At 72.7% G+C, this 13512-nt stretch carries 15 protein-coding genes; 9 read left to right on the top strand and 6 right to left on the bottom strand.

Annotated elements, in window-relative coordinates; all coding sequences use genetic code 11:
• Position 1: 1 nt before the first annotated feature.
• Positions 2–988, bottom strand: a complete 987-nt coding sequence (locus BM290_RS23550; RefSeq protein ID WP_239143677.1) for a phosphotransferase — start codon at positions 986–988, stop codon at positions 2–4.
• Positions 954–1856, bottom strand: coding sequence for an EamA family transporter (locus BM290_RS23545; protein ID WP_177319867.1), 903 nt, complete (start codon positions 1854–1856; stop codon positions 954–956). Before BM290_RS23545 ends, BM290_RS23550 begins: the two co-directional genes overlap by 35 nt.
• Positions 1857–1925: 69 nt before the next feature.
• Here BM290_RS23545 and BM290_RS23540 point away from each other — a divergent pair, with 69 nt between their 5' ends.
• The 7 genes from BM290_RS23540 to BM290_RS23510 all read left to right on the top strand — a co-directional run bounded on the left by BM290_RS23540 (position 1926) and on the right by BM290_RS23510 (position 7830).
• On the top strand, positions 1926–2807 hold the full coding sequence (locus BM290_RS23540) for a LysR family transcriptional regulator (protein WP_093617612.1): 882 nt from the start codon (positions 1926–1928) through the stop codon (positions 2805–2807).
• Entirely contained in the window at positions 2800–3702 is a 903-nt protein-coding gene (locus BM290_RS23535; RefSeq protein WP_093617610.1) for a hypothetical protein, read from the top strand. Before BM290_RS23540 ends, BM290_RS23535 begins: the two co-directional genes overlap by 8 nt.
• A gap of 254 nt (positions 3703–3956) precedes the next feature.
• The gene (locus BM290_RS23530; protein ID WP_143133905.1) at positions 3957–4169 is read left to right on the top strand and encodes a hypothetical protein; all 213 of its coding nucleotides are present in this window, start codon (positions 3957–3959) and stop codon (positions 4167–4169) included.
• 28 nt (positions 4170–4197) lie between these two features.
• A complete protein-coding gene (locus BM290_RS23525; protein ID WP_093617606.1) occupies positions 4198–4437 on the top strand; it encodes a hypothetical protein in 240 nt (79 codons plus the stop codon).
• 141 nt (positions 4438–4578) lie between these two features.
• The gene (locus BM290_RS23520) at positions 4579–6105 is read left to right on the top strand and encodes an alpha/beta hydrolase (protein WP_093617604.1); all 1527 of its coding nucleotides are present in this window, start codon (positions 4579–4581) and stop codon (positions 6103–6105) included.
• 90 nt (positions 6106–6195) lie between these two features.
• The gene (locus tag BM290_RS23515) at positions 6196–6861 is read left to right on the top strand and encodes a DUF6882 domain-containing protein (protein WP_093617602.1); all 666 of its coding nucleotides are present in this window, start codon (positions 6196–6198) and stop codon (positions 6859–6861) included.
• A 147-nt stretch (positions 6862–7008) separates the two neighbouring features.
• Positions 7009–7830, top strand: coding sequence for a universal stress protein (locus tag BM290_RS23510; protein WP_093617600.1), 822 nt, complete (start codon positions 7009–7011; stop codon positions 7828–7830).
• A gap of 55 nt (positions 7831–7885) precedes the next feature.
• On the opposite strand, the gene BM290_RS23505 is transcribed toward BM290_RS23510, so the two are convergent.
• Entirely contained in the window at positions 7886–8572 is a 687-nt protein-coding gene (locus BM290_RS23505) for a CBS domain-containing protein (RefSeq protein ID WP_093617598.1), read from the bottom strand.
• A gap of 119 nt (positions 8573–8691) precedes the next feature.
• Positions 8692–8979, bottom strand: a complete 288-nt coding sequence (locus tag BM290_RS23500; RefSeq protein ID WP_093617596.1) for a hypothetical protein — start codon at positions 8977–8979, stop codon at positions 8692–8694.
• 139 nt (positions 8980–9118) lie between these two features.
• Between BM290_RS23500 and BM290_RS23495 the strand changes: the two genes are divergently transcribed.
• Positions 9119–10474: a phenylacetate--CoA ligase family protein gene (locus BM290_RS23495; RefSeq protein WP_093617594.1), complete on the top strand. Its 1356-nt coding sequence runs from the start codon at positions 9119–9121 to the stop codon at positions 10472–10474.
• Positions 10475–10519: 45 nt separating this feature from the next.
• On the opposite strand, the gene BM290_RS23490 is transcribed toward BM290_RS23495, so the two are convergent.
• Positions 10520–11578 carry an MFS transporter gene (locus BM290_RS23490; RefSeq protein WP_093617592.1) on the bottom strand — a complete coding sequence of 353 codons (1059 nt, stop codon included), beginning with the start codon at positions 11576–11578 and terminating at the stop codon, positions 10520–10522.
• 51 nt (positions 11579–11629) lie between these two features.
• On the opposite strand from BM290_RS23490, the gene BM290_RS23485 reads away from it, so the two are divergent.
• Positions 11630–12649 carry an ArsR/SmtB family transcription factor gene (locus tag BM290_RS23485; protein WP_239143678.1) on the top strand — a complete coding sequence of 340 codons (1020 nt, stop codon included), beginning with the start codon at positions 11630–11632 and terminating at the stop codon, positions 12647–12649.
• Here the strand turns inward: BM290_RS23485 and BM290_RS23480 are convergent.
• Positions 12590–13426 carry a zinc ribbon domain-containing protein gene (locus BM290_RS23480; protein WP_093617590.1) on the bottom strand — a complete coding sequence of 279 codons (837 nt, stop codon included), beginning with the start codon at positions 13424–13426 and terminating at the stop codon, positions 12590–12592. The two genes, BM290_RS23485 and BM290_RS23480, sit on opposite strands and share 60 nt — an antisense overlap.
• Between the last annotated feature and the right edge of the window lie 86 nt (positions 13427–13512).

The following is a 13512-nucleotide window of genomic DNA, read 5'->3' as shown; positions in this document are numbered from 1 at the left end:
GTCACACGGCCTCGGACCAGTCCACGATCAGCTGGAACATCGGGGCGCGGCCGGTGAACATCGACTCCCAGTCGCGGGTGTCGTAACCCTTGCCGCGGGGGCTGCTCCATGCCGACGCCAGCATGCGCGGCAGCAGCCAGAAGTACTTCGTCGCCCCGGTCACCATGATCGCCCGCCGCGCCTGCTCCGGTGGCAGCACGTCCGCGACGCCACGCGCATATCCGCTGATCACCGCGTCGACGACGGCGGGCAGACGGGTCACGTCGGCGTAGCCGTCCCAGAACGTGTCGAGCGCGAGGTTGGCGGCGTCCTCACCCAGGGCGCCGGGTCCCGCGTACGCCCAATCGAGAAGGACAGGTCCGCGACCGGAACCGATCAGATTCATCGGCCAGACGTCGTGGTGGCAGAGAGTGCGCGGCAGCGCCGCCGAGGCCTCGATCAGCTCGCGTCGCCGCTCCCACAGCCGCAGCAGACCGGCCCGCAGCGGCGCCGCGAGCGCGGCCTCGGCCGCCGGATGATCCCAGCGCAGATCGTCCGGAACCGGCTGGGCGAGCGTGTAGTCGGTGAGGAAATCGCGGGCCAGCCAGGCGGTCCGCGGCGGGTCCCCGGCCCATCCGCTCTGCGCCACCCCCAGCCGGTACGCACAGTCGCCCAGCTCACCGGTCTCAAGGGACATTCCGGCCGTGCCCTGGACGTCCTCGAGGATCATCTCGGCCACACCGTCGCCGAGCTCGTTCAGCGCGATCAGCGACGGACCCCGGAGCCCGCCGGCCGCGAACGCCGACGCCGCCAGCCCGGTCTGGTAGACGAGGGGCTCGCGCCGCCAGTAGTTGAAATGCCCCGGATCGTCGCTGGCGGCCAGGTGGGCGGCGGCCCCGTCCCGGCGCGCGTTGACGATCTTGCGGATCGCCGTGCCGCCGCCGTGGCGGATCCGCCACACCCCGCCGGTGACCTCATTGGCCGTCGAGTGAACCAGTTGCTCCGCCACGCCCCGCATTCTGCCGGACGGCCACCACGTTGACCGCCACCACGACGGCGATCCCGATCCACTCGTGCAGCGCCAGGACCTGTCCGAGAAGGATCAACCCGGCGAGCGCCGCGAAGACCGGGTGGACACTCATCACCACACCGAAGTAGGCGGTCGGCACGCGGCGCAGCGCGAGCAGGTCGATCGCGTACGGGACGACCGACGCCATCAGGCCGGCGGCCAGGCCGTACACCAGCGCCAGGGGTGTCATCCGGCCCTGGACGACGAGCATGATCACGATCGGGAGGGTGAGCACCGCGGCGACGGTGGTGGCGGCCGCGGTCGCCTGCAGGCCGGGCAGACGGCGGCCGAGCAGCCGGTTGAGCAGGATGTACGACGCCCAGCAGCACGCCGCGACCAGGCCGCAGCCGATGCCGGTCCAGTCGCTGGCGCCGGACGGCAGGACCAGCACATACACCCCCACGCCCGCGCCGGCCGCGCACAGCAGGTCGAGGCGGCTACGGGAGCCGGCGAGCGCGACCGCGAGCGGGCCGAGGAACTCCAGGGTGACCGCGAGGCCCAGCCCGATCCGGTCGATGGCCGTGTAGAGAGTGAGGTTCATCGAGACGAACACCACCCCGAGCAGGATCGTCGGCCACCACTGGGCCCAGGTGAACCGGCGCAGGTTCGGCCGGACCACCGGCAGCAGCACCGATGCGGCCACCAGCTGCCGTACCGCGACCACACCGGACGGGCCGATCAGGCCGAACGCGTGCGCGCCGATCGCCGCGCCGGTCTGGTTGCTGGCCGCGCCGCCCGCCATCATCGCCAGCCCGGCGAGCCGCGAGCCGCGCCCCGTCACCGTTCTCTCCTCGACCACAGCCGTCATGTCTCGAGTGTGGGCGTCGTGACGGGGTGGGGGGAAATACGCGGCGTGCGCGATCTATACGCTGGGCGCATGGATCTGCAACTGCGTCACCTGCGCGCGCTCGTCGCCGTCGTCGACACGGGCACGTTCACCGACGCCGCCGCCGAGCTGGGCGTCTCGCAGGCCGCGGTGTCCCGGTCGATCGCGGCGCTGGAGGGGGCGCTCGGCGTACGCGTGCTGCAACGCACCACCCGCCACGTCACGCTCACCGGGACCGGTACGCAGGTCCTGGCCGGCGCCCGCCGGATCCTCGACGAGGTCGCCCACCTGGGCCGTCTCGCCGAGCGGCAGCGCAGCGAGCTGCGCATCGGGTACGCGTGGGCGGCCCTCGGCAAACACACCCGCCGCCTGCAGCGCACGTGGGCGGCCCTGCACCCGGGCACGCCGCTCGTGTTCGTGCACACCAACACCCCCAGCGCCGGGCTCAGCGACGGGACCGCCGACGTGGCGGTGGTGCGCCGCGCCCTCGACGATCCGCGGTTCGCCTCGGCGCACATCGGCACCGAGGCCCGGTGCGCGGCCGTCGCCACCGACAACCCGCTCGCCCGCCGGCGCACCCTGCACGTCAGCGATCTGGCCCGCTACCCGGTCGCCATCGACGCCCGTACCGGCACCACCACCCTCGACCTGTGGGCGCCCGGCCCCGGCCCGTCGAACGTCCGCGACACCACCGGCGTCGACGAGTGGCTGCTGCTGATCGCGGCCGGCCAGGCCGTCGGCGTCACGTCCGAGGCGACCGCCAACCAGAACCCGCGTCCCGGCGTCGCCTACCGCACCCTGCGCCGGGTCCCGCGCATCGACGTGTGGCTGGCCTGGTGGCGCGACGACCCACCGGCGCATCTGCCGGACCTGGTGCGCCTGAGCCGCGCCGCGTACGGCGTCCCCGAAGGGCAGGAGGATCGCCATGACTGAGCCCGGCGACCCGCTGGCCGGCCTCGACACGGTCCGGTGGGGCGAGCTGCATCACGCGTACGGCCCCGCCGCCGACGTGCCCGGCCGTCTGGCCGCGCTGCGCTCGCCGGACCCCGGCGCCCGGGGCGAGGCGCTGAACGCCCTCGCCGGAAGTGTCTGCCACCAGGGGACGACGTGGGAGGCGAGCCGGGAGGTGATCCCGTTCCTGGCCGCGCTGATCGAGTCCCCCGGCACTCCCGGCCGCGCCGGGATCCTCCGCCTGCTGACGGCGATCACCGTCGGCAACCACGACGAGCCGCCGCTCGACCCGGACACGGCGTTCGCGGCGGCCCGGATCCTCGACCACGCCGACGTGACGGCGCTGGTGGCCCGTTTCCACAGCGAGGGCGACGAGTACACCGACGAGGAGGCCGGCCTCCTGGACGCGGTGGCGGTCCGCTGGGCGTCGGACTGCTACCACCGGACCGCGGCCCTGGCGCCGACGATCACCGGCTGGCTGGCCGACCCGGACGACGAGGTGGCAGCCGGGGCGGCCGCGCTCACCGCCTGGCTCCCGCCGAACCCGCCGGCCGTCACCGCCTGGCTGGCGGTCCCCCGCGACCGCGAGGGCCCACGCGCCTCGGCGAACCTGGCCCTCGCCTGCTGCCCCTCCCCGGGCGCCTCCGTCGACGCGGCTCTCCAGGAGATGCTGGACACGCCGTCCCCGACCGGCGGCGAACTCGTCGCCGTCACCGCCGCGGTCGCCTGCGCGTACCGCAACGGCCCGGACACCCACCCCGCGGCCGTGTCCCTGCTGATCGACGCCGCCGACCGGGAAACCCTCCGCGACGTCCCCGGCTGGTCCCGCGCCACACGCGGCTTCGTGATGCGTGCCCTCCACCGTTCAGGCCTGTGAGGGGTACGTCCCCGTCTGGCTCCCGGCGGGCGATTGCCGGTGCGTGAAACAGCATTTTTCCGGCCTCCCACCGATTTTTGTCCATTCAACCTTAGCGATGAATATTGCCTTTTGTAGGGATTAGGCCTCATTCTCAGTGCGAGGGTCACGGAAAGGTCACGGCAACGGGGCGTCGTGGCCTCTGACATCGAGGTCAGGCCCTCACCGGTGCACATGCGTCGGGATCCGGCGCATCGCTGGAATGGAGGTCGACCATGTCTTTCTCCACCTCTCTGATGTCACTTCCCGACGTGCCGGTCGTCTGCCTGGCCGTCGCGGCCGCCTGCCTGTTCGTGGGGCTGGCGGCTCTCAAGCGGGCGCTGGCACCGCTCGCGCCGCTGCTGCGCGCGACAGCGGCTGCCGTCGTCGTCACCCTCACCACCCTGGCGGCCCTGGCGATGGTCGCCGTGGTCGCGTTCACGTCGTGAATCCGCCGCGGAAGACAGGAGCAAGCCCGTGTTCGAGCAAGCCCTCGCCGTCACCGCGGCCACCACGATCGCTCTGCTGGTGCTGACCGAGATCGCCGCGGCGGTGCTGCCGATGGTGATCGTCCTGCTGTTCGTCCCACCGCACGAACGCGACGGGCTGGCCCGCCTGCTCGCCGCCTGCGACAGCTCACGCCGTCTGCGCCTGTGGCCGGCCCTGCGGGCGGCCGTCCGGGCACGACGCCGCGCCACCGGACACGCCCGGCCGTAGCCACCGCCACGGCCGTCGGCCGCCGCCGCATCCGCTGCCGGACCCGGTCGCGGGCCCCGCCCGCGACCGGCATGAGGCAGCGACGCATCTGAATACGTGAGAGCATGCGCTGGTTCCTGCTTCCCACCGGAAGGAGTGTCCATGCGCCGACTCGCCGTTCGGGCGGGCGCCGCTCTCGCGCTCACCGCAGCAGCACTGGCCGTACCCGGCGCCGCAACCGCGGCAGCCCCGTCGATCTCCTGGTCCGCGTGCACCGAGACCGCGCTGCTGGGTTTCGACTGCGCCACCTACGAGGTGCCCCTGGATCACGACAGACCAGGCGGCCCGACCACGACCATCGCCCTGTCCCGGCGTCCCGCCGACAACCCGGCCCAGAAGATCGGCACGATCTTCGTGAACCCCGGCGGCCCCGGCGGCGCCGGACGGGGCATGGTGCGCTCGTCGGCCCGGATCGCCTCGCCCGAGGTGCTCGCCCGGTTCGACCTCGTCGGTTTCGACCCGCGCGGCATCGGGGCCAGCGATCCCGTGCAGTGCTACCCGACCGACGCGGAGGCGGAGGCCGTGCTGAGCAGGATCAAGGGCGTGCCGATCACCAAGGAGGAGATCCGCAGCACCCTCTCGGCGAACCGGGAGTACACCGAGGCCTGCAAGAAGAACATGGGCCCGCTGCTGACCCACATGAGCACACTGAACGTCGCCAAGGACCTCGACCTGCTCCGTCAGGGCGCCGGCGACTCCCGGCTCAGCTACATCGGCTACTCCTACGGCACGCTGATCGGCGCCACGTACGCCAACCTGTTCCCGGCGAAGGTCCGGGCGATCGTCATCGACGGCAACGTCGACCCCGATCAGCGCACCAACCACCGGCTCGCGAACAAGTTCGGCCGGGCCGGCGGCTTCGAGATCGCCCTCGCCGGCTTCCTCGCCGAGTGCGACAAGGCCGGGGCGGCGTGCGCGTTCTCCGGTGACGCGCGCGGCAAGTTCGACAGGCTGCGCGACCGCCTGCGCCAGGGACCGGCCGAGATCCCCGGCGAGGGCACCGTCACCATCGACGATCTGACCGGATACATCGGCCAGGCTCTCTACAACATGGCGAGCTTCCCGGTCGCGGCACAGACCCTGCAGGACGCCTACGACGCCGTCTTCGGCGACCCGGCGGCGCTGCGCTCGACCGCCGCGGGACTGCCGAAGGCGCCGCCCGCACGCGGCTGGCTCGGTGACGCGTACTCGTACAACGGCAACGACTCGTTCTTCGCGGTCAACTGCGCGGACGCGCCGCTGCCCCGCAACCCGGCGCTGTACCCCGCGTTCGCGGCGGCCTTCGAGAAGGCTCATCCGACCTTCGGCCGGTCCGAGGCGTTCAGCGAGGTCGGCTGCGCCAACTGGCCGATCATCAAGGAGGCGTACGACGGGCCGTGGAACCGCCGTACCGCGCAGACGGTCCTGGTCGTCAACCCCACCTTCGACCCGGCGACACGGTACGACTTCGCGGTCCGGATGACCCGCCAGCTCGGTAACGCACGGTTGCTGACACTGGACGGCTTCGGCCACACGAGCCGCTACAGCGCGTGCGTCACCGGGTGGTACACCCGCTATCTGATCAACGGAGAGCTGCCCCCGGCCGGCACGCGGTGCTCGCAGGACGTCGCTCCCTTCCCCGCTGTCTGAAGTCCGACCCGCCGGTGCCGACCCGCGGGGTCGGCACCGGCGCAAAGGCGTGTCACACTGCACCGGCTCCCTTGATCGAAAGGCCGGTCCGTGTCCCCGTTCGAAGACCTGTTCGCCCACCATGTCGCCACCGGCATGGCCCGCCAGCTGGCGCTCGCCGACCTGCTCGGCGACCGCGGCTGGCAGCTCGACCTGAACGCCGGACTGGTCACGTTCGGCGACGACCTCCGCTACCCCGTGCAGCTACTGGGCACCGAGAGTCACGCCGACCGCACCTGGCTGTGGGCGTGGGCGAACAGCGCCAGCAGCCTGGACCCGGCCCTGCTGCAGCTGGCCGGCTGGTTGCGCGAGCACGGCCGCAGCGAGGGCATCCGTGAGCTGTACGAGCCGTCGCTGCGGCTCGACCACATCGACGGCCACCGGCTGTCGCTGGTCGCCTCGGGACTGACCGGGCGCCCCTACTACCGGGGCACCTACAACGGCGGCGCGATCTTCTTCCACCTGGAGAACCTCCCGTCGAAGGTCCAGGGGGCGGTGTCGCCGGAGCGGGCGTTCACCGTCCTCGGCCAGGTGCTGCAGGCGTTCGCCGTCGACCACCGGACGGTCGTCGTGTCGTTCCTGCGCCAGCAGGGGTGGCGCGTCGACGACGGCAAGGGCGGCGTGCTCGGCCGGCACTCCGACGGCTCCCACATGCGCGTCTCCTTCGACCACCTGGGCCGCATCAGCGAACTGACCGGCCAGGTCCAGCCCCACTGACCGCCGGCCGATGCCCGGTGTGTCCCGTCGTGCGGGCCCTTCGGCCCTGTCGTGCCGCCGGTTCGCGGGCATAGCCTGACGGTTGGACAAACCGGACAGCTCGCCGGGAGAGCCCGGCGATGGGGACAGGAACGCCGAGGTGCAGGCATGAACGGTTCCGCAGTGACACCGGTCGTCGCCGGCGTGAGTGGATCGGCGGCCGGCTCGCGCGCCGTGGAGATGGCCGCTCGGGAAGCGGCGGTTCGCGGGCTTCCGCTGCGGCTGGTGCACGCTCTGCAGTATCGGCACGGGGTGATCGATCAGGCCCGGCAGGCCGGTGACCTGTTGCGGCAGGCACGAGAGACCGCGCTCGCCACCGCGCCGGGACTGTGGACGACCGTCGAGCTGGTCGAGGGCGATCCGGTGACGGGCCTGCTGCGCCTGTCCCGGCAGGCCGCGCTGACCGTTCTCGGGGACGGGAGTCTCGGCGAGCAGGTCTGCCTGCCCCGGGAGGCCACGACCGTGCAGGTGGCGGCTCGGGCGTTCAGCACCGTGCTGGTCGTGCGGGCGCCGGCGGCTCCACAGGGGCCGGTGCTGGTCGGGGTGAGCGGGTCGACCATGTCGGGGGCGGTGCTGGCGCGCGCGTGCGAGGCGGCGGCCGGACGGGCCGTCGGCCTCGATGTCGTGCACGTCGGCGAGGTGTCGCAGCGGGTGCGGGTGCTCGAGGACGTGATCACCTCGCGGGCGCTCGCCTACGGGGTCGGCGTCCGGTTCGACGTGGTGGCCGGCGATCCGGCCGCGGTGCTCCGGCAGCGGTCACGGGAGGCGTCCCTGGTGGTCGTGGGGGCGCGGGGCGAGTTGCCGTACCACGGATTGCTCGGATCGGTGAGTCAAGCGTTGCTGCATCATGCCCGCGGGCCGGTGCTCGTGGTTCGCGCCTCCCGGAGTGCGCCGATCCGGCGGGCCGCGGCGCTGGTGGGGCTCTTCTGAGCCCGCCGGGTTCGGGCCTCCGGTTCGGAGGCCCGAAGTCCCGGGCGACGTACGGTCAGGCCACGAAATAGGCGGGGGCCGGATCCACCAGGTCGTGGTCGTCGATGTCGAAGGCGACCCGGGAGTCCACGAAGACCACGCCGGCCACCAGACGGACCAGGCGTTCGACGAGGACCGCGGTGGACCAGCGTTCGACGTGGCCGGACAGGGTCACCTGGCCGCGTTCCACAGTCGTCTCGACGGTGGCGTCGCGTTCGGTGAGGGTTGCCTCCCGGACGGCCTCCTGCACGTCGACGCGGATGTCGTCGTCGTGGCGCAGGTGCTCCTTCAGCAGGTCGCTGCGGCTGACCATGCCCACCAGCCGGCCCAGCAGGTCCTCCACCGGCAGCTGTTTGACGTGGGCCTCGTCCATGCGGCGGGCGGCGGCGCGAATGCCGGTCGTGGCGAGGGCGACCTCGGCGGGGGCGGACATCAGTTCGCCAGCGGTCAGCGCGCCGGCCTTGCGGCGGGCGGCCCGTCCACGGATCTCGAACCACTGGGGGCGATCGGCGCCCGCATACTCGACCTTGCGGAGCAGGTCCGACTCGGAGACCACCCCGAGCACCCGCCGGTCGGCGTCGACCACCGGCACCGCGTTGATCCGGTAGGCCGCCAGCAAGGCCACCACCTCCCGGTAGGGCGTCGCCGGGCCGACCGTGACGACATCGCTGGTCATCACATCACTGACATGCCAGATCCTCATCTTCGTTCCCTCCCGACACCGACGCTAGGCGCGGACCGGGCCGGTACGGCAGGACTCAACGACCCGCCTGCCCGGGACCATCGGCCGCAGACGGCAGGTCGAGCCGGCCCGGCAGCGGCCTAGGAATCCGGGCCGCCGGGGGTCTGCAAGGGGTGGGTCGCGGCTTCACGGGCGGCCAGCGCGGCCATGGCGGCCCGGTAGTCGGCCCGGGTGATCCGGCCGGCGGCCAGGCTCGTCAGCAGTGACCTCTCCGGGTCGGGCGGGGGCAGCGGCAGGTCCATCAGCGGGCCCAGGCACGGATCGGGGTGCGGGAGCGTGGCGGCCGGGCGGTCGAGCCAGGACAGGGCGATCAAGCCGACCACCTTCATCAGCAGGATCACTGCGAACAGGACGAGCACGGCGCCCATGGTCGCGTCACCTCCCCGGGAGCGCGGGACACCGGTATTCGTCGATGTCTCCGGACTCCATGTCACCACGCGGGCGCTCGTTGTGACAGAGGCTGTCAGACCGGGATCTCCACCCCTCGGGCCCGTCTAATCTGGGGGCATGCAGGTGCTGGAGCTGTTCCGCGACGCGGTCGAGAGTGTCCCCGCCTATCCGGTCTTCCTTCGCGAGCAGGGTGTCGACCCGGCGTCGGTGACCGATCCGGCACAGATCCCGCTGATGACCAAGCAGGGCTATCACCAGCGGTTCGACCTGCCGCAGCGCTGCCGGGGCGGGCGGCTGGACGCGGCGGCGACCGTGGCGGTGTCGTCCGGCTCGTCCGGGCGGCCCACCGTCTGGCCGCGAACGATCGCCGACGAGGCGCCGGTGACGGACCGGTTCGCGCAGGTGTTCCTCGACGGGTTCCGGGCCGGCGAGCGCAGCACCCTCGCCGTGGTGTGTTTCGCGCTCGGCAACTGGGTCGGCGGCATGTACACGGTCGCGGCGTGCCGCCGGCTGCCGGTCACCGTGGCGGCGCCCGGCAACGACATCGACGAGATCCTGCGCGTCGTCGGCGAACTCGGCGGCCACTTCGAGCAGACGGTGCTGCTGGGCTATCCGCCGTTCGTCAAGAACGTGATCGACGCCGGGGTGGCCCGCGGGGTGGACTGGCCGTCGCTGCGGGTCAAGCTGGTGCTGGCCGGTGAGGTCTTCAGCGAGCAGTGGCGTGACCTGGTCGCCGCGCGGGCCGGGATCTCCGATCCCGAGACGGGCGTCGCGTCGCTGTACGGGACGGCCGATGCGGGGGTGCTCGGCAACGAGACACCTTTGAGCGTACGGCTGAGGCGTTTTCTCGCCGGGCGGCCCGACCTGGCCGCGGCCGTCTTCGGTGAGCCCCGCCTGCCGACGCTCGTGCAGTACGACCCGGCGACCCGGCTGTTCGAGACGGCGCCGGACGGCACGCTGGTGTTCAGTGCCGACGGCACCGTTCCGCTGGTGCGGTACCACATCGCCGACGAGGGTGGCGTGCTGCCGAAGGAGGAGCTGGTCGGGTTCTGCCGGGAGCACGGGTTCGATCCGGGCGACGGTCCGGACCAGCCGTTCGTGTACGTGTTCGGGCGTTCGCTGTTCACGGTGTCGTTCTTCGGTGCCAACGTCTATCCGGAGAACGTGACCGTCGGGCTGGAACGCGCGGACATCAGCGCCTGGACGACCGGGCGGTTCGTGCTGAGCACCGTGGAGGACGAGGACCGCGACCGGCATCTGTCGGTGGTGGTGGAGCTGGCGCCGGGGGCCGGCGCCAGCGCGGAGCGGGAGCGGATCGCGGCGTCGTCGATCCGGTCGGAGCTGGTGCGGCTCAACAGCGAGTTCGCCCATTATGTGCCCGAGGGATCGCAGACTCCGCGGGTCGAGTTGCGGGCGGCGGACGATCCGGAGTTCTTCCCCAAGGGCGTCAAGCACCGGTACACACGACGGTAGTCCGGCCGCCCACGCCGGGCTGCTCTCCGGCACCGGTCCGGGGGCTCACCGCGGCGCCGGCGCGGGGGGACCGGCCGTGACGGGAGCCGCGGCCGGCCCGGACCGGCGCAGCCCCGGGTTCAGGGCGAGGGTGACGGCCAGTGACACCACCGCCAGCACGCCCATCGCCCGCGCGGCGCCGAGCCCGGTCGCGAGCGCGCCACCGATCACCGCGCCGATCGCCTGCCCCAGCATCAGCCCGGTCGAGTAGAGGCCGAACGCCTGGCCGCGGATGTCCGGCCCGATGGTGGTGGCGAGCCGCTCGGTCAGCGGCAGCGAGGCGGCGAACCCGGCCGCCGCGACGAAGGCGAGCGCCACGGCGACCCCGAACGGCGGGAAGAGCCAGAATCCGAGGTACGGCAGAGCCAGCAGCAGACGCAACGGCCCGATCATCCGGTCGCGGCGCCGGGGCGCGACGAACCGGCCCACGACGACGTCGCCGAGCAGCATCCCGGCCGCGCCGGCGGCGAACAGGTATCCGGCGCCCGACCGGCCGGCGTACGGGACGTACAGGGCCTCGCATCCGACGACGAGGCCGTTGGGGACCCACATCGCCAGGTACAGCGGGCGGGTGACCGGGGAGCCCAGCAGGGTGCGGTTCACCTCGCGGGTCCGCTCGACCACGCCCTTGCCGGCTGTCACTCCCGGCCGTTCGCCGATGCCGAAGCGCAGGATCAGCACGGCCGTCGCGGAGGCGGCCGCGGCGATCAGGAACAGGGCGGGCGTGGCGAACCCGGCCAGCAGGAGGCCGCCGAGGCCGTACCCGGCGATCTGCATGACCCCGGTGGCGATGTTGAGGGTGGCCCGGCCGAGCACGAAACCGCCGGCCGGCACGATGTCGTGCAGCAGCCGCATCGTCGACCCGCCGGTGGCCGATCCGGCGAGAAACGGGATCGCCAGGATCGCGAAGCGCCATCCCCACGCCAGGTGCGGCAGCGCCTGCAACGCGTATGCGGCGACGTACGCGATCGGCATGACCATCGCCGCCCGGCGCGGGCCCGTCGAGTCCGACATGCTCAGCACGGTGGCCGAGCCGAGCAGGGTGATCAGCGGCCCGCCGAACATCGACAGCGCGGTGAGGACCGGGGAGCCGGTGGTGGCGTAGGTGGTGACCCCGTGTCGGCCGATCTGCTGGCGTCGAGCCGGTTCGTGATGTCACCGATCCAGGAGACGGTGGCGGCGCTGACCCTTCTGGAGGCGCCGCGGGGTCCCTGGCAGCAGGCATTCCACGCGGCGAACCGGGACGCCTTCGAGGAGATGCTGGCGCGTCATCCGGTACGCCGGGAGCTGGTGCGCCATGCCTGGCGCCCGCGCCGCGGTGACCGGCCGGGCTGGATGGCCGACTTCCTCGGCACCGTCCCCGCGGTTGCCGGGATGTCGTTCGACGAGGAGCTCGCCCAGCTCGGCGACGAGTGGGACGACGACACGATCCGCGCCGAGCTGCGGTCGGCACAGCCCGGCCCGCCGGCCGCCGGGCTGCGGGGACCGGGTCTGCGGGCCGAACTGCTCGCGCTGCTGCGGTGGGTGTGGACGGTGACGGTGGCCGCCGACTGGCCGCGCCGGCAGCGGGTGCTGCGCGCCGACATCGTGTCCCGCACGGCGACGCTGGCCGCGCACGGCTGGTCCGGGGTGATACCCACCCTGGGCGCGACACGCAGGTGGCTCGGCGACGGATTACTGCAGATCAATCGGTACGACCTACCCGAACGCGATCTCTCCGCCGCCGAGTCGCTGCTGTTCGTGCCGGTGCACAGCAACGGCTCGTGGGTGGCCTGGAACGAGCCCCGCCGGTACGCCATCGTCTACCCGGTCACCGGCGTGCTGGCGCCGACCGGCACGGCGAGCGGCGCCGGGCTGGCCCGCCTGATCGGCGCGAACCGGGCGGGCCTGCTGCACGCGCTCGCCGATCCCCGGTCGACGACCCAGCTCACGGCGCTCTCCGGGCTGCCGCTCGGCGCGGTCGGCAACCATCTGCGGGTGCTGCTCGACGCCGGGCTGGTGCTGCGCCGCCGGGCCGGGCGCGAGGTGCTCTACTGGCGTACCGCGCTCGGGGACTCGCTCGCCGCGACCGCCGTCTCAGAGCGTCGGGAAGACCACGCTGAAGAACAGGGTCAGGGCGATCGCCCAGATCAGTGAGCCGACCAGTGCGGTCACCCACGGCTGGCGGCTCTTGACCAGCAGGAACGGGGCGTGGACCAGGAACGAGAAGATCTGGCCGAGCGTGCCGGTCTCCCGGATGACCCGCAGCAACTGGTCGGAGACGGTGTCCAGGTGGGTGGCCTGGAGCCGGGCCTCCATGCGCTGCGCGACCAGGCCGTAGTAGCCGAACACGGCCGGGAAGATCCAGAACGGCGAGACGCGGACCAGCGTGGTCTCGGACAGGCTGTCGAACAGCACCGTGTAGATCACCACGGCGGCGCCGAGACCGGCGACGATCAGGCCGGCGTAGAACACCCGCAGCGCCTGGCCGGCGCGGGTGGGCGGGGCGTCCGCCGCGGGCGCGACGAGCTGGTGCGGGTGGCCGCACTGCGGGCAGGCGGTCGCCGCGTTCGAGATCCTCCAGCCGCACGCCGCGCAGGCCACGAAGACCGGCGCGGTCGCCGGATCGGCGGGCTCGGTCTGCCGCCGTCGCCGGCCGGTGGCCAGCACCACGATCCCGCCGGCGATCCCGGCCGCGGCGGCCACGAGCAGCATGGTCCGGTTGTAGGCGGCCTCGTCGATGCGCCGCTGCGTGCTCTCGGCGTACTCGGTGAACCGTTCGCGCTCCATGGCGTCGGTGGTGCCGGCGGCCTGCGACAGCTGCCAGGCACGCACATCGGTCTCGCGGGCGGCGTCCTTCCCGGCGGTGACGCCGAGCAGCAGCAGCGGGACGCTCAGCACGAACAGCAGGATCCCGGAAGCACGGCGCGACATGGGCATCCCTCTCGGTCGGACGGTCAGGACCTGGTCGTCGCGTCGACGTGGAACCCGTGTGCGCCCACGGGTTGCGTCCGGCATCG

The sequence above is a fragment of the Actinoplanes philippinensis genome (genome assembly GCF_900113015.1).
In the GTDB taxonomy this organism is placed as follows: Bacteria; Actinomycetota; Actinomycetes; order Mycobacteriales; family Micromonosporaceae; genus Actinoplanes; species Actinoplanes philippinensis.
This window is presented reverse-complemented; position numbering and strand designations above follow the sequence as displayed.

Excerpts from the sequence above, each read along its gene's own strand:
- BM290_RS23535 (WP_093617610.1), top strand. The coding sequence starts at position 2,800 with ATGACTGAGCCCGGCGACCCGCTGGCCGGCCTCGACACGGTCCGGTGG.
- BM290_RS23520 (WP_093617604.1), top strand. The coding sequence starts at position 4,579 with ATGCGCCGACTCGCCGTTCGGGCGGGCGCCGCTCTCGCGCTCACCGCA.
- BM290_RS23530 (WP_143133905.1), top strand. The coding sequence starts at position 3,957 with ATGTCTTTCTCCACCTCTCTGATGTCACTTCCCGACGTGCCGGTCGTC.
- BM290_RS23505 (WP_093617598.1), bottom strand. The coding sequence starts at position 8,572 with ATGAGGATCTGGCATGTCAGTGATGTGATGACCAGCGATGTCGTCACG.
- BM290_RS23495 (WP_093617594.1), top strand. The coding sequence starts at position 9,119 with ATGCAGGTGCTGGAGCTGTTCCGCGACGCGGTCGAGAGTGTCCCCGCC.
- BM290_RS23540 (WP_093617612.1), top strand. The coding sequence starts at position 1,926 with ATGGATCTGCAACTGCGTCACCTGCGCGCGCTCGTCGCCGTCGTCGAC.
- BM290_RS23545 (WP_177319867.1), bottom strand. The coding sequence starts at position 1,856 with ATGACGGCTGTGGTCGAGGAGAGAACGGTGACGGGGCGCGGCTCGCGG.
- BM290_RS23480 (WP_093617590.1), bottom strand. The coding sequence starts at position 13,426 with ATGTCGCGCCGTGCTTCCGGGATCCTGCTGTTCGTGCTGAGCGTCCCG.
- BM290_RS23500 (WP_093617596.1), bottom strand. The coding sequence starts at position 8,979 with ATGGGCGCCGTGCTCGTCCTGTTCGCAGTGATCCTGCTGATGAAGGTG.
- BM290_RS23490 (WP_093617592.1), bottom strand. The coding sequence starts at position 11,578 with ATGTTCGGCGGGCCGCTGATCACCCTGCTCGGCTCGGCCACCGTGCTG.
- BM290_RS23510 (WP_093617600.1), top strand. The coding sequence starts at position 7,009 with ATGAACGGTTCCGCAGTGACACCGGTCGTCGCCGGCGTGAGTGGATCG.